Below are 18,681 nucleotides of genomic sequence, written 5' to 3' on the forward strand. Positions count from 1 at the left end.
CTGATCGAGCGGGCAACCTGGCAATTCGTGCTGAAGCGGGTCTGGTTGCCGGGGGTGTGCCACCCGGGTCCGGGCCCGTCCAGGCGGCCGGCCGGGTGGGTGGTCGGGGGGTGGTCGGGTGGGTGACCGCGTGGGCGGCCGGGCCTGCGGTCGGGTCGGTGGCTGTGCCGGCGGTTGGGGCAGCGGTCGGGGCGGCGGTTGGGCGGCGACCGTGTCGTAAACGGTCATTCGCGGCTGATAAACGATCGTTGAGCGAAGCCGTGGCGGCCCGTAGAGTGCGACTGCGCAAGAGACCGTCAACCTTCGGAAGCCCAGGGAGCGCATCGGTGGCGGTGTCTCGTCAACTGGCGGAGACCCTGAGGCGATTGGACGCGCTCATCCGGGAGCAGGGCCTGGACCGGGCCGTACTCCTCGATGCGCGCGAACTCGCGGCCGGCACCGCCCTGCCCGAGCCCGTCGTCCGCGCGCTGCTCGCGGGAGAGCCGCCGCCCGACGACACCGTGCCCGAGCGGTTTTCGGCGCGCATCCGGGTGCTGGCCCAAGCCGACCTGCGGCGTACCGGCAGGAAGATGGCGGCACTCGCGGCCGAGGTGGGCGCGTCCCTGAACGTCTCCGACGTCTGGGCCCGCCTGATTCTCGAGGGCAAGAAGACGCCCAACATCGAGCACCTGCACAAACTCGCGGAGTTCTTCGGCCTGGAGGCCGGCGAGGCGTTCTTCACCGCCCCCGCCGACAAGGCGCTCAACCGCGCCCTGACGCCGGTCCTGGCCCGGCTGGAGAACCCGGAGACGGACCCCGTCGAGGCGCTGCTCAGAAAGTACGGAGTACGGACGGCGGACCTGCGCCGGCACGGCTCCATGACGCCCGAGGCGCTGGACCGGCTCCTCGAGGGAGTGATCCGTTCGGTGCTGCCCGGGAAGGAGGACACCGACCAGTGAGCACGAGAGCGATGAAATCGCTCCTTGCCGACCTCGGCAGGGAAGCGTCCAGGATCATCCAGCGCCCTGCCGACCCCTCGACCGTCATGCACGGCTTCTGCCAGGCGATGAGCGTCCGCCGCGGCCGGCCCATCCAACTGGCGCTCCGTGCCTTCCCCGACGACATCCCGGTCTCGGGGATGCGCCTGGACTGCGGTGACCGCTCCATCATCGTCGTCGAGGAACGCGCCGTCCCCGAGGCCCAGCTCGTCATCCTCGGCCACGAGTTATGGCACGAGGAGCAGGGGGAGTGCGGCAGCCACATCCCCGGCCTGCCCGCCGCCGCCCGCGCACTCGCCTCCGACCAGCCGCCCGAGGTCCTGCGGCGAGCGGCCGAGGAGATCCTCGCCGCCCAGCAGGTCCCGCGTCAGGCACTGCTCACCATCGCCGGCCGCGCCGTGTCCGAGGACGACCACGAGGCGGACGCCGAGACCTTCGGACTGCTCTTCGGCCGTGAGGTCCGCGCCTGGATGACCGGTCCGCACGCCAGGGGCCCGGTCAGCCCCGCGACGGTGGAGGGCCGTATCGACCTCTCCCTCAGCCACCGCGGCGGGCAGATACTCGGATGAACCTCGCCGATCTCCACCTGCCCTACGCCCTCCCCACCGTGCTGCTGCTGGCCGGGCTGGCCGCCAAGTTCCCGACGTTCCTGCGGTCCTGGCGGGATCCCGACGCGCGAGGGACGTGGGTGGTACTGCTGTGGGCCCTGTGCGTCTTCGTCTCCGTGACGCCCGCGACCATCCACAGGATCAACACGGTGACGGGCGTACCGAACATCGCCGCTCCGTGGAGCTACTCGCTGCTCACCGGCTTCTCGGGCGCCTGCCTCGCCATGATCATCACCTGGCGGGAGGAGCCGTCCCCCCGGCGCCGCCGCCGCGTCCGCGCCGTCTGGCTGATCCACGCCGGCACCATCACCGCCCTGTGGGTCACCTTCCTCCTGGCCGACGTGCCCGAGGAACGCATCTACGACCTGGACACCTACTACGCCACCACACCCTGGATGCGCGAGCACATCCTGCTCTACCTCCTCGAGTTCCTCATCTCCACGCTCGTCGCCGCCTCCATGATCCGGTCCTGGATCCCCCAGGTCAGCGCCCGCTGGCTGAAGACGGGCCTGCGCTTCCTCCAGACCGGATACGCCTTCGGAGTCCTCTACGCCCTGGCGAAGCTGACCGCGATGGGAGCGCGCTGGGCGGGAACCGACTGGGACGGCCTGAGCACCCACGCCGCCCCGCCCTGCGCCATCCTCGGCGCCACCCTGATGGCCATCGGCTTCCTCCTCCCCGTCATCGGGCCCTTCCTGCAGAAATGGCCACGGGAACAGCTCGCCCACTGGCGGCTGCGGCCCCTCGCCCGGGTCATCGACGACGTGGTCCCGGCGACCGCCCGGGCCCGCGTCAGCAGGTTCGCCCCGCTCGACCTGCGCCTGCTCCAGCGGAGGCAGCACATCCACGACGGACTGCTGCGCCTGGCTCCGCACTTCGACCACGACCTCCACCGGCGGGCCTACCGGGTGGCCTCCGCCACGCACGACGACGCGAACGCCCGCGGCCTCGCCGGTGCCGTCGCGATCCAGGCGGCGCTCGACTCGTACAGCAGCGGCACCCGGCGCGAGACGAGCGGACAGCCCGCCCACATCGGCAGCGGCGTCACAGACCACCTCGAGGCCATCTCCCGGAGCCTCACCCGGCCCCGCGTCCTGGCGGACATCCGCGTGCGGGCACTGACGACCGAGCCTGCGGCGACTGAACCTTCGGCGACCGAGCCTGCGGCGACTGGGCCGCTGGCGACGGGGCCTTCGGCGCCTGAACCTCCGGCAACTGGGCCGCTGGTGACCGGGCCTTCGGTGCCCGAGCCTCCGGCGACTGGGCCGCTGGTGACCGGGCCTTCGGCGACTGGGCCGCTGGGGACCGGGCCTTCGGGGGCCCAGCTTCCGGGGACCGGGTCTCCGGGGGGCCAGCCTCTGCCGACCGGGTCTCCTGGGGGCCAGTCCCTCGGGGCCGTTGGCCGCCGCGCCCCAGGCCCGCACAGTAGTCACCATCCGCCTGCGGGTGGCCGTACAGAAAGCATGAACACAGATGACTGACAGATCCGCCACCCGCCGCCCCACCGCGGTCGTCATAGGGGCGAGCGCCGCGGGACTCTTCGCCGCGGCGGCCCTCGCCGACTCCGCCGACGTCACCGTCGTCGAGCGCGACGCCCTGCCGACCTCCCCCGAGCCCCGCCGTGGCGTCCCTCAGTCCCGCCACGCCCACCTGATCTGGAGCGGGGGCGTCCAGGCCTTCGAGGACCTGCTCCCCGGCGTCGTCGACGAGGCCGTGGCCGACGGCGCACGCCTCGTGCACATCATGGGCGACATGGTCTCGCGCGCCCCCAACGAGGTCTGGTTCCGGCGCTTCACCGCCACCCACCACCGCAATCTGGTCTGCTCCCGTCCTCTCCTCGACGCACGGCTCGGCACCCGCGTCCTCAGCGACGAGCGGATCAGCCTCCTGCCCGAGGCCACCGCTCTCGAACTGCTCGGCGACGCCTCCCGCGTGACCGGCGTCCGCGTTCGCGTCGACGGCGAGGAGCGCGCCCTGTCCGCCGACCTCGTCGTGGACGCCACCGGCCGAGGCTCCCGCGCGCCCGGCTGGCTGACCGCGCTCGGACTCCCGCCGGTCACCGAACGCGAGGTCAACGCCGGCGTCGCCTACGCCAGCCGCCTCTACCACGCCCCCGGCTCCACCGCGGACTCCGCCTTCCCGCTCGTCAACGTGCAGGCCAACCCGGCCAAGGCGCCCGGCCGGGGCGGCATCATCCTGCCCATCGAGAACGGCCGGTGGATCGTCACCCTCTCCGGCAGCCGCGGCGGCGAACCCACCGGCGACCCGGACGCGTTCGTCGACTTCGCCCTCGGACTGGGCGACCCCGTCATCGGCGAACTCCTCAAGAACGCCGAACCGGTCGGCGGCGTCGCCACCACCCGCAGCACCGCCAACCACCGCCGCTACTACGAGAAGATGGCCCGCTGGCCCGACGGCTTCACCGTCCTGGGCGACGCCATCGCCAGTTACAACCCCGTCTACGGCCATGGCCTCACCGTCGCCGCGCAGTGCGCCCTCGCCGTGCGCGACGTCCTGCGCACCACCGACATCACGGCCCCCGGAACGGCCCGCCGGCTCCAGCGCGCCGCCGCTCGCCCCGTGGCCGCGGCCTGGGACCTCGCCGTCGGCCAGGACGCCTTCTACCCCGGCGCCACGGACACCGCGCCCACCCTCGTCGAACGGTTCCTCGCCCGCTACGTCGACCGCTGCGTCGCAACCGGCGCGAGCAACCCCCGGGCCATGGGCGCCCTCCTGGACGTGATGAGCCTGGAGAAGCCCGCCACCCGCCTGTTCTCGCCCGACATGCTGGTTCCCATGTTCCTTGGCCCGCGGAAACCCCTCCTCCAGGGCCCGCCTCTGACCGAACGGGAACGCGACGCGGCTCTCGGGTGACGGGACGTGGCTCCCGGCCGACAGGACGCGGCTCTCGACTGACAGGACGCCGCTCCCGATCGACAGGACGCGGCTCCCGGCCGGCAGGACGCGGCTCCGGATCGACCGGGGCGGCACCCAGCACGTGGATCGAGCCGCACCGATCTCGCGGCAACCCGTAACCCGCTGCTTGCTGCGCGGTTGGTAGCGGTGGGGTCTGCCCGGTCGGGCCCGGGATGAGGAAGTCCGGGCTCCGGACCGGGTGGACGGGTCGATGTGAGCCGGTGTCGAGGAAGCGGCGGCGCGGCGGGCGAGGGGCGGACGAGCCGGCGCGAGCGGCCGACTCCTCGGCGAACAGCGGAAGGACGAGGGGCCGTGGCCGTGACAGAGGAGATCCTGCGACGCCCGCCGGCACGCGAGCCGGCGGCCCGCACTTATCCGCAAGCGCTGCCCATCGTTCCGGTACGGGCCCGCGGACTGACCATCGAAGGCGCCGACGGCCGCCGCTACCTGGACTGCCTCTCCGGCGCGGGCACCCTCGCCCTCGGCCACAACCACCCGGTCGTTCTCGAAGCGATCCACAAGGTCCTCGACTCCGGCGCCCCACTGACCGTGCCCGACCTCACCACCCCCGTCGAGGAAGCCTTCGTCACGGAACTCCTGCGCACCCTGCCGGCCGGACTGCGCGACCGTGCCCGCGTACGGTTCTGCGGACCCGCTCCCACCGACGCGGTGGCCGCCGCCCACACGCTGGTACGAGCCGCGACCGGCGGCACCGAGATTCTCGGCTTCGCGGGCAGCGGGTGTGTCATCGGCGCCGATGTCACCGAGGCCCCGGATCCCCAGGAGGCCTGCGGCACCGACCGTCTCACCGGTCTCCCCGACCTCACAGACCGCCCCCTGCTCTACCCGCAGGACTACCGCTGCCCCTTCGGCGTGGGCGGCCCCCACGGTGCCGAACTCGCGGCCCGCTGGGCGGAAGCGGCACTGGACGGTGGCGGCGCGGACGCGCCATCGCCGGCCGGGATGATCCTCGAACCCGTCCACGACGCGGGAGGAGTGATTCCGGCGCCCGACACGTGGATGCGCCGGATGCGGCAGATCACGGCTGCCCGATCCATCCCGCTGATCGTCGACGAGTCGCAGACCGGCGTGGGCAGAACCGGCGCCTTCTGGGCCGTCGAACACAGCGGGGTCACGCCCGACGTCATGATCCTGTCCAAGGCCATCGGCGGCAGCCTCCCCCTGGCCGTCGTCGTCCACCGTGACGACCTGCTCGATCCGGACGAACCCGCCTCCGCCACCGGCCTGTTCCGCGGCAACCAACTGGCCATGGCCGCCGGCGCGGCCACCCTCGCCCACGTACGCCAACACCGCCTCGCCGAACGGGCGGCCACCCTCGGCTACCGGCTCCTCGGCCAACTGCGCGAGCTGGCGGGCGAGTTCCCGTGTGTCGGGGAGGTTCGCGGCCGGGGACTGATGATCGGCGTCGAACTCGTCGACCCGGCGGCGGATTCCGACCGGCTCCCGGACGAGCCCGGGTCCGGGCCGGCCCAGGGGAGTGGCGCGGCCGGCCTTCTCCTGCCGCACGGCCCCGGCCGAGACGTCACGCGAACGACGACCGGGCCGTACACCGCCCGGCCACCCCGCCCGCCCGCACCCCGACTCGCCACAGCGGTTCAGCGTGAATGCCTGCGACGGGGCCTGATCGTCGGAGCCGGCGGCGGCCACCCGAGCGTCGTACGGCTGCTGCCCCCGCTGACGATCAGCGACGAGCAGGCCGACGCGGTACTGGACCGACTCGCCGACGCGCTCACGGCGGTGGCCCGCGACCACTGCGGCCCGCACATCCCGCGCCCTCCGCACCCTCCGCGCCCACGACGACATCGCCCGGACCACCCCGACGATCCGGCGCGGTAACGAGCCGACCGTCGCGTACACGCCCTCCCCGCCCGGTGGACGTGCCGATCCCCGGCCCGCCCAGCCGTCCGGCCTCTCAGCCTCCCTGGAGCCCACCCATGCCCCTGACCTCATACCGATTACCTCCCGCCGATCCGCTCATCGCCCACACTCGTCCCCTCCGCGCCTGCCCCTGTCCCTGCGGCAGCGTTGCCCGGCTCGTCGCCCAAGAGCCGCATGACCCTCCAAGGAACCGCCTTGACCATCACCCCCACCGCCAACAGCCACCCCCACCCACCAGAGCCGGCCCTGCCGGGACCGCCCCTCCCACCCGAGCCGCAGCTCTCACCCGAGCCGCAGCTCCCACCCGGACCGGACGCCGCCCAGGACCTCCTCCAGCACCCCGACCCCCGCGTCGCCGCCGAGTCCGCCGCGGTCGAGAACCTGCTGCGCTGCTGGGTCCGCGAGACCGGCATCCCCGTCCCCGCCCACGGCACACTCCGCATCCCCCTCCCCGCCAGCGGCACCGCCCTCCTCGCCCCGGTGCACTACAGGTCCGCCACCGGCTGGCACCGCTTCGGACTCCCGTATCTGGCCGACGCCCCACACCCATCCCGACCGGCCGACGCGGTCACCGTCGCTGCCCTGCTCGCCCGAGAGGCGACCGGCCAACGCCGTACCGCCGAGGGACCGACCGCCGTACCTCGCGCCAGGACCCCCGAGCCGAACGACCCACCCTTCACCGCCACCCCCTGCCACCGCCCGGACCTGCCAGCCCACGCCGCGGACCCGATCGCCCCCGCCCCCAACTTCGTGGCCTCCACCCCCGACCTCGTCGCCCGCGTCGCCGACTCGGTCCGCAGGGTCGCCACCTTCCTCCGTGAGCGTCGGAACGCCCCCGGTGACGCCACCGACCTCTTCCTCGCCGCCGAACAGACGCTCGTGCACGGCCACCCCCTGCATCCGACCCCCAAGAGCCGCGAGGGCATCACCGAGGCCGAAGCACGGCACTACTCACCCGAACTGCGTGGCTCCTTCCCCCTGCACTGGCTGGCTGTCGCACCCTCCCTCCTCGCCACCGACTCCGCCTGGACCGAACGCGGCCGTCCGGTCCCGGCGACCCACCTCACCCACCGCCTCGCCGGACCCGGACTGCCCCTCCCGGAGGGCCATGCCGCACTGCCTCTGCATCCCTGGCAGTTCCGCGAGATCCGGCACAGTCCCGAGGTCGCGGCTCTCCTGGACGCGGGGCTGCTGCGCGACCTCGGTGCGCACGGCTCGCCCTGGCATCCCACCTCCTCCGTGCGCACCGTCTACCGGTCCGGAGCCCCGGCCATGCTCAAGCTCTCCCTGGGCCTGTGCATCACCAACTCCCGTCGGGAGAACCTCCGCAAGGAACTGCACCGGGGCGTGGAGGTCCACCGTCTGCTGCGCACCGGGCTGACCCGGCAGTGGCTGGCCGCGCACCCGGCTTTCGACATCGTCCGCGACCCGGCCTGGCTCGCCGTCGACGGGCTCGACGGCAGTCCCGTCACCGGGCTGGACGTGATGATCCGGCACAACCCGTTCGCCCCGTCCGACGACGTGTTCTGCGTCGCGGGACTCGTGGCCCCCCGGGCAGCGGTACAGGCGGACCGGCCGGCGGCGTCCCGGCTGGACGAGCTGGTGACGGGTCTGGCCGCCCGGACCGGCCGACCGCGCGAAACCGTCGCCGCCGAGTGGTTCCTGCGCTACCTCGAACACGTCGTACGGCCCGTGCTGTGGCTGGACGGCGAGGCGGGCGTCGCCCTGGAGGCCCACCAGCAGAACACCCTGCTCCTGCTGGACTCCCACGGATGGCCCGCGGGCGGCCGCTACCGTGACAACCAGGGCTACTACTTCCGCGAATCCCGGCGCGCGGAACTCGACGCCCGGCTTCCCGGCATCGGCGAGCACAGCGACACCTTCGTCTCCGACGAGGTCACGGACGAGCGCTTCGCCTACTACCTGGCGATCAACAACGTGTGCGGCCTCATCGGAGCCTTCGGATCCCAACGCCTCGCCGACGAGCGGCTGCTGCTCGCCGCCTTCCGCCGCTTCCTCACCCGCGCCGCCGCCGGTCCGCACCGGCTGCGCAGCGCCCTGCCCTCCCGCCTGCTCGACTCACCCGCCCTGCGCTGCAAGGCCAACCTCCTGACCCGGCTGCACGGCCTCGATGAACTCGTCGGACCCGTCGACACCCAGTCCGTCTACGTCACCATCGCCAACCCCCTCCATGCCTGACATCCGCCCAGTCCCACCGCCTCCAGGACCTAGGCCCATCCCGCACCCCGAGAGGAGCCCCGTCGTGTCTCCCACCGGCGCGAGCCCCGGCACCGGCGCCGCCACGACCACCGACACCGACGACTTGCTCGACCGCGTCGGCGAGTGGGGCCCCACGGCCACCCGCGCCGGCACCTTCCAGCTCGTCCCCGTACAGGTCGAGCGGGACCTCACCCTGATCAGCCGCTGGATGAACGACGCCGCCGTGGCCGCGTACTGGCACCTCGCGGGCCCTCCGGACGTCACCGAGCGGCACCTGCGCGCCCAGCTCGCCGACGGCGGACGCAGCGTTCCGTGCCTCGGCGTACTCGGCGGCACGCCGATCGGTTACTGGGAGATCTACCGGGCCGACCTCGACCCGCTGGCCCGCCACTATCCCGCCCGGCCTCACGACACCGGAATCCACCTCCTCATCGGCGATGCCGCCGACCGCGGGCGAGGTCTCGGCCGCACCCTGCTGAGAGCCGTCGCCGACCTCGTCCTCGACAAGCGGCCCGCCTGCACCCGCGTCATCGCTGAACCCGACCTTCGCAACACACCCTCCCTGTCCGCCTTCCTACGCGCCGGATTCCACCTCTCCGCCGAGGTCGAGCTGCCCGACAAGCGGGCCGCCCTCCTGGTCCGAGAACGGTCCGGCGCGACCGGCCTTAGCGTCACGTGACGATGTCGTCACTCTTTGTAACGCCCTTGCTCGCGATCCAGTTCCCACCGCCCGAGAACAAATCCGGCCCCCGCTCAAGAACCAGACCGAGGACGAAACCGTCTTGATCCAATCCGTCTCCCCGGCCGCGACCCGCCGTTTGTCAGTGCTGGGTCGTAGGGTGGTCGCGCTATGACGAAGCCCTCACTCCCCGAACTCCTGCATGCCGCCGTCACCGCTGTCGGCGGCACGGAGCGCCCCGGCCAGGTGGCCATGGCCGAAGCCGTCGCCGAGGCGATCGACGACGGCTCGCATCTGCTCGTCCAGGCCGGCACCGGCACCGGAAAGTCGCTCGGCTATCTCGTGCCCGCACTCGCCCACGGGGAGCGAGTGGTCGTGGCGACCGCGACGCTGGCCCTCCAGCGCCAGCTGGTGGAGCGGGACCTTCCGCGCACGGTCGACGCGCTGCACCCGCTGCTGCGCCGCCGCCCGGAGTTCGCGATGCTGAAGGGCCGGTCGAACTACCTCTGCCTGCACCGTCTCCACGAGGGCGTCCCGCAGGACGAGGAGGAGGGCCTGTTCGACCAGTTCGAGGCGGCCGCCCCCACCAGCAAGCTGGGCCAGGACCTGCTGCGCGTCCGCGACTGGGCGGACGAGACGGAGACCGGCGACCGTGACGACCTCACGCCCGGCGTCTCCGACCGCGCCTGGGCCCAGGTCTCGGTGTCCTCCCGGGAGTGCCTGGGCGCGACGAAGTGCGCGTACGGCGCGGAGTGCTTCGCCGAGATGGCCCGTGAGCGGGCCAAGCTCTCCGAGGTCATCGTCACCAACCACGCCCTGCTCGCGATCGACGCCATCGAGGGCGCCCCGGTCCTGCCGCAGCACGAGGTGCTGATCGTCGACGAGGCCCACGAGCTGGTGTCCCGGGTCACCGGTGTCGCCACCGGCGAGCTGACCCCCGGCCAGGTCAACCGCGCGGTGCGCCGAGCGGCGAAACTCGTCAACGAGAAGGCCGCCGACCAGCTCCAGACCGCCGCGGAGGGCTTCGAGCGGCTGATGGAGCTGGCACTCCCCGGCCGCCTGGAGGAGATTCCGGAAGACCTCGACTACGCCCTGATGGCGCTGCGGGACGCGTGCCGCACGGTGATCTCCGCGATCGGCGCGACCCGCGACAAGTCCGTCCAGGACGAGGACGCGGTCCGCAAGCAGGCACTGGCCTCCGTGGAGACGATCCACGACGTGGCGGAGCGAATCACCAACGGCTCCGAATGGGACGTCGTCTGGTACGAGCGGCACGACCGCTTCGGCGCCTCCCTGCGCGTCGCCCCCATGTCCGTCTCGGGCCTGCTGCGCGAAAAGCTGTTCGCGGACCGGTCCGTGATCCTCACCTCAGCGACGCTGAAGCTGGGCGGCGACTTCAACGGCGTCGGCGCGTCCCTGGGGCTCGGCCCGGAGGGCATGGAGGGCGACGACCTTCCGCAGTGGAAGGGCGTCGACGTCGGCTCGCCGTTCGACTACCGCAAGCAGGGCATCCTCTACGTCGCCAAGCACCTGTCGCGCCCCGCGCGGGACGGCGACCGCGCGGACATGCTGGACGAGCTGACGGAGCTGATCCAGGCGGCCGGCGGCCGCACCCTGGGCCTGTTCTCCTCCATGCGGGCCGCCCAGCTCGCCGCGGAGGAGCTGCGCTCCCGCATCCCCGAGTTCCCGATCCTGCTCCAGGGCGAGGAGACCCTGGGCGAGCTGATCAAGAACTTCGCGGCCGACCCCGAGACCTGCCTGTTCGGCACGCTCTCGCTCTGGCAGGGCGTCGACGTGCCCGGCCCCAGCTGCCAGCTGGTCGTCATGGACAAGATCCCGTTCCCGCGTCCCGACGATCCGCTGATGAGCGCCCGCCAGAAGGCGGTGGAGGAGGCCGGGGGCAACGGCTTCATGGCCGTCGCCGCGACCCACGCGGCGCTGCTGATGGCTCAGGGTGCCGGTCGCCTGGTCCGCGCGACCGGAGACCGCGGCGTGGTCGCCGTACTCGACCCGCGGCTGGCGACCGCCCGCTACGGTGGCTTCCTGAAGGCGTCACTGCCGGACTTCTGGTACACCACGGACCGTAACCAGGTCCGGAAGTCGCTCGCGGCGATCAACGCCATGGCGAAGCAGGCGGAAACGCAGTGACCGTGGGGCCTGTCCGGAAGCGGACAGGCCCCACGACGTGCTCACCCGTGAAGAAGACCGGCACAGCACAGGGCCCCGGAACCGGCGCAGGGGTTCCGGGGCCCGGTCAGAGGGGCGGCTGCGAACAGCCCGCCCGGGGCGGGCGTCATACGCGCCGCAGTACGGCCACCACCTTGCCCAGGATGGTCGCGTCGTCACCCGGAATGGGCTCGTACGCCGAGTTGTGCGGGAGGAGCCAGACGTGGCCGTCCTCGCGCTTGAAGCGCTTGACGGTGGCCTCGCCGTCGAGCATCGCGGCCACGATGTCACCGTTCTCGGCTACCGGCTGGCGGCGGACCGTGACCCAGTCGCCGTCGCAGATGGCGGCCTCGATCATGGAGTCGCCGACGACCTTGAGGACGAACAGCTCACCGTCACCGACCAGCTGCCGGGGCAGCGGGAAGACGTCCTCGACGGACTCCTCGGCGAGGATCGGGCCACCGGCGGCGATCCGGCCGACCAGCGGGACGTACGACGCGGCGGGCTTGCCGGCGGTGTCGGTGGGCGTCACCGAGGCGGCCTGGTCGGAGCCGCGGACCTCGTAGGCGCGCGGGCGGTGCGGGTCGCGGCGCAGGAAGCCCTTGCGCTCCAGTGCCATCAGCTGGTGCGCCACCGAGGACGTGCTGGACAGGCCGACCGCCTGGCCGATCTCCCGCATCGACGGCGGGTAGCCGCGCCGCTGGACGGAGTCCCTGATGACCTCGATCACACGGCGTTGGCGGTCCGTGAGCCCCGAGCTGTCCGCCCGGATGCCTGGAGGTCGGCCCGGCAGGGAGCGCTTGTGCCCCTCGGGATTCGTGGCTTCGTTCATCGCATGCACCGGCTCGAGTCGGCCCTGGGAGCGGTCCTGGGCAGTGATGGTGGCACTGTCTGCGGTGGTGGTCACGTCGGCCCCTCTCGATGGTCTCCCTGCTGCACAACGGTAGTTGCTTTCGAAAGGTTGCGCCAAACACACGTTCGAGTGAAAATCCGCGTTTCACCTGTCGTGATCACGGATCTGGGTGTATGGCTAACGCGGTGCCGCGCGGACAAAAGCGCCCATTGTTGTACTCTTCACCGCCGGGGAATCGCCCTTGTGGGGTGAGCCCACAGTCTGCCATCCAGGGGCCCGTCAACCGGGCACCGGCCCCCGTTCGCGCACGAGTCCTCCGTCTTCCCCGACGCCTTCTCCGCGCGGCGGCCACGCCGTCTCCTCATGCGCCGTCGCTTCCCTGGCCGCGCCCCCGCGCTCCGTACGGCCGACACGCGGCTTGTGCTGGATGTACAAGCCGATCCCCACATCTAGTGGTTGGATTGCGACAGTGGCCCAGAAGTTGTGGTCCCCCGGGTCAACGAGCCCGCTGCGATCGCCTATGCTTGTGGCTGCTTCGAGGGGCCCGTGAGGCCTGACGAGGCTATTGAGTCTGCTGTGAGGAGGGTTGGAGTCCATGCACTGCCCCTTCTGCAGGCACCCCGACAGCCGGGTCGTCGACAGTCGTACGACCGACGACGGCACGTCGATCCGCAGGCGCCGCCAGTGCCCCGACTGCTCCCGTCGTTTCACGACGGTGGAGACGTGCTCGCTCATGGTGGTGAAGCGGTCCGGAGTCACCGAGCCATTCAGCCGTACCAAGGTCATCAACGGCGTGCGCAAGGCATGCCAGGGACGGCCTGTCACCGAGGACGCGCTCGCCCAGCTCGGCCAGCGGGTCGAGGAGGCGGTGCGGGCCACCGGCAGCGCCGAGCTGACCACCCACGACGTGGGTCTGGCCATACTCGGCCCGTTGCAGGAGCTGGACCTCGTCGCCTATCTGCGCTTCGCGTCCGTCTACCGGGCGTTCGAGTCGCTCGAGGACTTCGAGGCGGCGATCGCCGAACTCAGGGAGCAGACGGGACGGCACGCGGCGGGCGACCAGGACGCCGGCGCGGGGAGCCGGGAAGACGACTGCGGGTCGGGAGAGACCGTGGAGGTCCCCGAGCCCGCGGGTGCCGCCGACTGACCGAGGGGCCGGGCCGGACATCGCGTCCGGACCGGCAGGTCGGCGGCGAATCGAAGACCTGTTGCGGGCGGCAGTGAGAGGTGCCCGCAACATCAGACAGAACACCGTGCTCCGGGAACATCGGGGCACTTCAGGGCGTTTTCGCCCGTACCAGGGAGGCGGCATGACAGAGACGGCGAGCGGTCCGGCACGAGGTTCCCGAGCAAAGGGTGCCAAGAGCGGCAAGGGGCTGCGTATCGAGCGCATCCACACCACCCCCGGCGTGCACCCGTACGACGAGGTGACCTGGGAGCGCCGTGACGTCGTCATGACCAACTGGCGCGACGGCTCGGTCAACTTCGAGCAGCGTGGCGTCGAGTTCCCCGACTTCTGGTCGGTGAACGCGGTCAACATCGTCACCAGCAAGTACTTCCGCGGTGCCGTCGGCACCCCGCAGCGCGAGACCAGCCTCAAGCAGCTGATCGACCGCATCGTGAAGACGTACCGGAAGGCCGGTGAGGACTACAAGTACTTCGCCTCGCCCGCCGACGCCGAGATCTTCGAGCACGAGCTGGCGTACGCCCTCCTGCACCAGATCTTCAGCTTCAACAGCCCCGTCTGGTTCAACGTCGGCACCCCGCAGCCCCAGCAGGTCTCCGCCTGCTTCATCCTGTCCGTCGACGACTCCATGGAGTCGATCCTCGACTGGTACAAGGAAGAGGGCATGATCTTCAAGGGCGGCTCCGGCGCCGGCCTGAACCTCTCCCGCATCCGCTCCTCCAAGGAGCTGCTGTCCTCCGGCGGCAACGCCTCCGGCCCCGTCTCCTTCATGCGCGGCGCCGACGCCTCCGCCGGAACGATCAAGTCCGGTGGCGCCACCCGCCGCGCGGCCAAGATGGTCATCCTCGACGTCGACCACCCCGACATCGAGGACTTCATCGAGACCAAGGTCAAGGAAGAGGAGAAGATCCGCGCCCTGCGCGACGCGGGCTTCGACATGGACCTGGGCGGCGACGACATCACGTCCGTCCAGTACCAGAACGCCAACAACTCGGTCCGCGTGAACGACGAGTTCATGAAGGCCGTCGAGAACGGCGAGAAGTTCGGCCTGCGCGCCCGCCTGACCGGCGAGGTCATCGAGGAGGTCGACGCCAAGGCCCTGTTCCGCAAGATGGCCGAGGCCGCCTGGGCCTGCGCCGACCCGGGCATCCAGTACGACGACACGATCAACCACTGGCACACCTGCCCGGAGTCCGGCCGGATCAACGGCTCGAACCCCTGCAGCGAGTACATGCACCTGGACAACACGTCCTGCAACCTGGCCTCGCTGAACCTGATGAAGTTCCTGAAGGACGACGGCAAGGGCAACCAGTCCTTCGAGGCCGAGCGGTTCCAGAAGGTCGTCGAGCTGGTCATCACCGCGATGGACATCTCGATCTGCTTCGCGGACTTCCCGACCCAGAAGATCGGCGAGAACACCCGCGCCTTCCGCCAGCTCGGCATCGGCTACGCCAACCTCGGCGCCCTGCTGATGGCCACCGGTCACGCGTACGACTCCGACGGCGGCCGCGCCCTCGCCGGTGCCGTCACCTCCCTGATGACCGGTACCGCCTACCGCCGCTCCGCGGAGCTCGCCGCGGTCGTCGGCCCGTACGACGGCTACGCCCGCAACGCCGACGCCCACAACCGCGTCATGAAGCAGCACGCCGACGCCAATGCCAAGGCCGTCCGCATGGACGACCTGGACACCCCGGTCTGGGCCGCCGCCACGGAGGCCTGGCAGGACGTCCTCCGCCTCGGCGAGAAGAACGGTTTCCGTAACTCCCAGGCGTCCGTCATCGCCCCGACCGGCACCATCGGTCTGGCGATGTCCTGCGACACCACCGGCCTCGAGCCCGACCTCGCCCTGGTCAAGTTCAAGAAGCTGGTCGGCGGCGGTTCGATGCAGATCGTCAACGGCACCGTCCCGCAGGCCCTGCGCCGCCTGGGCTACCAGGAGGAGCAGATCGAGGCGATCGTCGCCCACATCGCCGAGCACGGCAACGTGATCGACGCCCCCGGCCTCAAGCACGAGCACTACGAGGTGTTCGACTGCGCCATGGGCGAGCGCGCCATCTCCCCGATGGGCCACGTCCGCATGATGGCCGCCATCCAGCCGTGGATCTCCGGCGCCCTGTCCAAGACGGTCAACATGCCGGAGACGGCGACCGTCGAGGAGGTCGAGGAGATCTACTTCGAGGCCTGGAAGATGGGCATCAAGGCCCTCGCCATCTACCGCGACAACTGCAAGGTCGGCCAGCCGCTGTCGGCCAAGAAGAAGGACGACGACAAGAAGCCCGAGGCCAAGGCCGAGGAGGCCCCCGCCAAGGTCGAGAAGGTCGTCGAGTACCGCCCGGTCCGCAAGCGCCTCCCGAAGGGACGTCCCGGCATCACCACGTCCTTCACCGTCGGCGGCGCCGAGGGCTACATGACCGCCAACTCCTACCCGGACGACGGTCTCGGCGAGGTCTTCCTGAAGATGTCCAAGCAGGGCTCGACCCTCGCGGGCATGATGGACGCCTTCTCCATCGCGGTCTCCGTCGGCCTCCAGTACGGCGTGCCGCTGGAGACGTACGTCTCGAAGTTCACGAACATGCGCTTCGAGCCGGCCGGTATGACGGACGACCCGGACGTGCGGATGGCACAGTCGATCGTCGACTACATCTTCCGCCGCCTGGCGCTGGACTTCCTGCCGTTCGAGACCCGCTCCGCGCTCGGCATCCACTCCGCCGAGGAGCGTCAGCGTCACCTGGAGACCGGCTCCTACGAGCCGCTGGACGACGAGGACGTCGACGTCGAGGGCCTGGCCCAGTCGGCGCCGCGCGCCCAGGAGCTCAAGGCCGTCGCCACCCCGAAAGCCGACGTCGAGGCGGCCAAGCCCGCCCCGCGGCAGGCCCACACCAGCGCCGAGCTGGTGGAGATGCAGCTGGGCATCCAGGCCGACGCCCCGCTGTGCTTCTCCTGCGGCACCAAGATGCAGCGGGCCGGTTCCTGCTACATCTGCGAGGGCTGCGGCTCGACCAGCGGCTGCAGCTGACCGCTGAGATGTGAGTGAGGGGCGCCGGCATCCCGCCGGCGCCCCTCTTCGCGTATGCGAACCGGATGCGGAGATCAGGGTCGGCGCAGTGTGCCCATGACCTGCGCGAAGTCCGTGGGGTCGTCCTCATAGCCGGTCACCCCGGGGTGGAACTCCCACACGCCCGACTCGTCGCGCCGGAACTCCGCGACGGCCGCCGCGGTGGCGCCGAGGACACCGCCGAAGTCGTCCAGGGCGAGATCGGTGTACTCCTCGCGGATGCGCAGCGCCGGGTTGACCACGCTGACGAACGTGCGCCGCGCGGGACGTTGCTGCAGGGCGACACCGACCACCACGCGCGCGTAGCGGGGATCGAGCCGGTACAGCTCCACGGTCAGCACCTCGTCCCAGCCGAAGCCCTTGCCGTCCTTGCTGTCCCGGTTGAGGTAGATGGTGCCGTCGGGGGAGCGGCTGTCGAAGTGCACGACGTACGCGGGATCGCCGTGCGGCTCGCTCGCCAGGTAGGTCGCGGCCACTATGTCGAGATCGGTCGGTGGCTGCCCCGCCGGGCTCGGGTCCCACTTCAGCGCGATCTCCACCTTGCGGATGCCCTTGCTGATGCCGTTCACGAACGTCCCCCTTCCCCGATGGCCCGCAGCCCGAACTGCCGGGCGGTCACAGCAGGTTGCCCATCCTGCCACGCACGCCGGGGCGCTCGCGCCCGTCCGGTCCGCCCGAGGACGACCGCCGCCACACTCCGTGGCCTTACCATGGCGCGGTGCTGGTCAAGTGGACTCGCTGCACCGTGGTGGACCGCCGGGGGTTCGAACGGGGACAGCGAAAGTGGGCGGGGCTGCTGGGTGAGCCGGGTTTCCGGGGGCAGGGCGGGGGCTGGAGCCGTAGCCGGCCCTCGGTGGCCCATGTCTTCGCCTTCTGGGAAAGCCGGGCCTTCTACGACTCCTTCATGGCCCGCTCCCACGACCGGCTGGCGGCGACCCAGTCGGGCACCTTCAAGGACGCGCATGCCAGGCTGTTCGACCACCGGTTCGACGTGAAGACCGGCTTCGAGCCCCGCTTCACGGACGCCGACCTCCTCAGGGTGGCGCTCTGCCGGGTCCACGAGGACCGGGTCGAGAACTTCACCCTCATGCAGGAGAAGGTCTGGAACCCGGCGATGGCCGGTTCACCGGGCATGATCCGCGGCCTGTTCGCCGAGGCGCCCGGCAACGAGTTCATGATCCTCTCCATGTGGCGCTCGGCCGCCGAGCACGGCAAGTACCGCACCGAGCGTGTGGAACGGCTCGCCCTGCGCGCCCAGACCGAAGCGGACGTCGCCGCGCTCACGGGTGACATCGTCGACCTGGAGCCGGCCTGGACGGTCTGACGACCGGCCCCGGGGACCGGTGAACCGTGGCTCCTGTGTGGTGCCCCGTTCCGGAAATGTGTGACCTACGCCGTATGGGGCTCGTACGAGTGCTCGATCGGCCGTCACCCGATCTAGGGTTTTGGCATGGCACGACCACGGCGCATCGTCCTTGTCCGGCACGGCGAGTCAACGGGCAATGTTGATGACTCCGTGTACGAACGCGAACCCGATCACGCCCTGGCCCTGACCGAGCGGGGCTGGCGCCAGGCCGAGGAGACCGGCAAACGGCTGCGGGAGCTGTTCGGGCGGGAACGGGTCAGCGTCTACGTCTCCCCCTACCGCCGTACGCACGAGACCCTGCGCGCCTTCCAGCTCGACCCCGAGCTCATACGAGTGCGCGAGGAACCCCGGCTGCGCGAGCAGGACTGGGGAAACTGGCAGGACCGCGACGACGTACGGCTGCAGAAGGCCTACCGCGACGCGTACGGCCACTTCTTCTACCGCTTCGCCCAGGGGGAGAGCGGCGCCGACGTGTACGACCGGGTGGGCAACTTCCTGGAGAGCCTCTTCCGCAGCTTCGAGGACCCCGACCATCCGCCGAACGTCCTCCTGGTGACCCACGGCCTGGCCATGCGGCTGTTCTGCATGCGCTGGTTCCACTGGACGGTCGCCGAGTTCGAGTCGCTGGCGAACCCGGGGAACGGCGATATGCGCATGCTCGTTCTGGGTGAGAACGGCAAGTACAGGCTGGACCGGCCGTTTGAACGCTGGCGAGATCCGGAGCCCTACGGGATCACCGGATAGAGTGGCAGGGCG

14 protein-coding genes are annotated in these 18,681 nt (G+C 71.1%); 12 read left to right on the forward strand and 2 right to left on the reverse strand.

Annotated elements, in window-relative coordinates; all coding sequences use genetic code 11:
* Positions 1-365 precede the first annotated feature (365 nt).
* The 8 genes from ACIG0D_RS28140 to ACIG0D_RS28175 all read left to right on the forward strand — a co-directional run bounded on the left by ACIG0D_RS28140 (position 366) and on the right by ACIG0D_RS28175 (position 11,447).
* Entirely contained in the window at positions 366-938 is a 573-nt protein-coding gene (locus tag ACIG0D_RS28140; RefSeq protein WP_399806191.1) for a hypothetical protein, read from the forward strand.
* Positions 935-1,546, forward strand: coding sequence for a toxin (locus ACIG0D_RS28145; protein ID WP_399806193.1), 612 nt, complete (start codon positions 935-937; stop codon positions 1,544-1,546). Before ACIG0D_RS28140 ends, ACIG0D_RS28145 begins: the two co-directional genes overlap by 4 nt.
* Positions 1,543-3,066 carry an MAB_1171c family putative transporter gene (locus tag ACIG0D_RS28150; RefSeq protein ID WP_399806195.1) on the forward strand — a complete coding sequence of 508 codons (1,524 nt, stop codon included), beginning with the start codon at positions 1,543-1,545 and terminating at the stop codon, positions 3,064-3,066. Before ACIG0D_RS28145 ends, ACIG0D_RS28150 begins: the two co-directional genes overlap by 4 nt.
* Entirely contained in the window at positions 3,059-4,459 is a 1,401-nt protein-coding gene (locus ACIG0D_RS28155; protein WP_399806197.1) for an NAD(P)/FAD-dependent oxidoreductase, read from the forward strand. Before ACIG0D_RS28150 ends, ACIG0D_RS28155 begins: the two co-directional genes overlap by 8 nt.
* A gap of 354 nt (positions 4,460-4,813) precedes the next feature.
* On the forward strand, positions 4,814-6,358 hold the full coding sequence (locus tag ACIG0D_RS28160) for an aminotransferase class III-fold pyridoxal phosphate-dependent enzyme (RefSeq protein ID WP_399806199.1): 1,545 nt from the start codon (positions 4,814-4,816) through the stop codon (positions 6,356-6,358).
* A gap of 237 nt (positions 6,359-6,595) precedes the next feature.
* Positions 6,596-8,599: an IucA/IucC family protein gene (locus ACIG0D_RS28165; protein ID WP_399806201.1), complete on the forward strand. Its 2,004-nt coding sequence runs from the start codon at positions 6,596-6,598 to the stop codon at positions 8,597-8,599.
* A complete protein-coding gene (locus ACIG0D_RS28170) occupies positions 8,532-9,299 on the forward strand; it encodes a GNAT family N-acetyltransferase (RefSeq protein ID WP_399806203.1) in 768 nt (255 codons plus the stop codon). Before ACIG0D_RS28165 ends, ACIG0D_RS28170 begins: the two co-directional genes overlap by 68 nt.
* Positions 9,300-9,470: 171 nt before the next feature.
* Positions 9,471-11,447 (forward strand): ATP-dependent DNA helicase, encoded by a 1,977-nt coding sequence (locus tag ACIG0D_RS28175; protein ID WP_399806205.1) that lies wholly within the window; start codon positions 9,471-9,473, stop codon positions 11,445-11,447.
* Positions 11,448-11,592: 145 nt separating this feature from the next.
* Here the strand turns inward: ACIG0D_RS28175 and lexA are convergent, their stop codons facing one another.
* On the reverse strand, positions 11,593-12,372 hold the full coding sequence (gene lexA, locus ACIG0D_RS28180; RefSeq protein ID WP_365763011.1) for a transcriptional repressor LexA: 780 nt from the start codon (positions 12,370-12,372) through the stop codon (positions 11,593-11,595).
* Positions 12,373-12,913: 541 nt separating this feature from the next.
* Here lexA and nrdR point away from each other — a divergent pair.
* Both nrdR and ACIG0D_RS28190 read left to right on the forward strand, forming a co-directional pair.
* Entirely contained in the window at positions 12,914-13,465 is a 552-nt protein-coding gene (nrdR, locus tag ACIG0D_RS28185; RefSeq protein ID WP_399806208.1) for a transcriptional regulator NrdR, read from the forward strand.
* A 163-nt stretch (positions 13,466-13,628) separates the two neighbouring features.
* On the forward strand, positions 13,629-16,520 hold the full coding sequence (locus ACIG0D_RS28190) for a vitamin B12-dependent ribonucleotide reductase (RefSeq protein WP_399806210.1): 2,892 nt from the start codon (positions 13,629-13,631) through the stop codon (positions 16,518-16,520).
* A 74-nt stretch (positions 16,521-16,594) separates the two neighbouring features.
* Here ACIG0D_RS28190 and ACIG0D_RS28195 read toward each other — a convergent pair whose 3' ends face one another.
* Positions 16,595-17,128, reverse strand: a complete 534-nt coding sequence (locus ACIG0D_RS28195; protein WP_399806212.1) for a TerD family protein — start codon at positions 17,126-17,128, stop codon at positions 16,595-16,597.
* Positions 17,129-17,277: 149 nt separating this feature from the next.
* Here ACIG0D_RS28195 and ACIG0D_RS28200 point away from each other — a divergent pair, with 149 nt between their 5' ends.
* Together ACIG0D_RS28200 and ACIG0D_RS28205 are read left to right on the forward strand one after the other, a co-directional pair.
* Positions 17,278-17,883 carry a YdbC family protein gene (locus tag ACIG0D_RS28200; RefSeq protein WP_399806214.1) on the forward strand — a complete coding sequence of 202 codons (606 nt, stop codon included), beginning with the start codon at positions 17,278-17,280 and terminating at the stop codon, positions 17,881-17,883.
* Between the two features lie 126 nt (positions 17,884-18,009).
* Positions 18,010-18,669 (forward strand): histidine phosphatase family protein, encoded by a 660-nt coding sequence (locus ACIG0D_RS28205; protein WP_399806216.1) that lies wholly within the window; start codon positions 18,010-18,012, stop codon positions 18,667-18,669.
* Positions 18,670-18,681: the final 12 nt, after the last annotated feature.

The sequence above is a fragment of the Streptomyces sp. NPDC052773 genome (assembly GCF_044547145.1).
GTDB lineage: Bacteria > Actinomycetota > Actinomycetes > Streptomycetales > Streptomycetaceae > Streptomyces.

Bases quoted from the DNA above. Each gene is read 5' to 3' on its own strand.
- ACIG0D_RS28150 (WP_399806195.1), top strand. From the start codon at position 1,543: ATGAACCTCGCCGATCTCCACCTGCCCTACGCCCTCCCCACCGTGCTG.
- ACIG0D_RS28155 (WP_399806197.1), top strand. From the start codon at position 3,059: ATGACTGACAGATCCGCCACCCGCCGCCCCACCGCGGTCGTCATAGGG.
- ACIG0D_RS28170 (WP_399806203.1), top strand. From the start codon at position 8,532: ATGAACTCGTCGGACCCGTCGACACCCAGTCCGTCTACGTCACCATCG.
- ACIG0D_RS28175 (WP_399806205.1), top strand. From the start codon at position 9,471: ATGACGAAGCCCTCACTCCCCGAACTCCTGCATGCCGCCGTCACCGCT.
- nrdR (WP_399806208.1), top strand. From the start codon at position 12,914: ATGCACTGCCCCTTCTGCAGGCACCCCGACAGCCGGGTCGTCGACAGT.
- ACIG0D_RS28190 (WP_399806210.1), top strand. From the start codon at position 13,629: ATGACAGAGACGGCGAGCGGTCCGGCACGAGGTTCCCGAGCAAAGGGT.
- ACIG0D_RS28205 (WP_399806216.1), top strand. From the start codon at position 18,010: ATGGCACGACCACGGCGCATCGTCCTTGTCCGGCACGGCGAGTCAACG.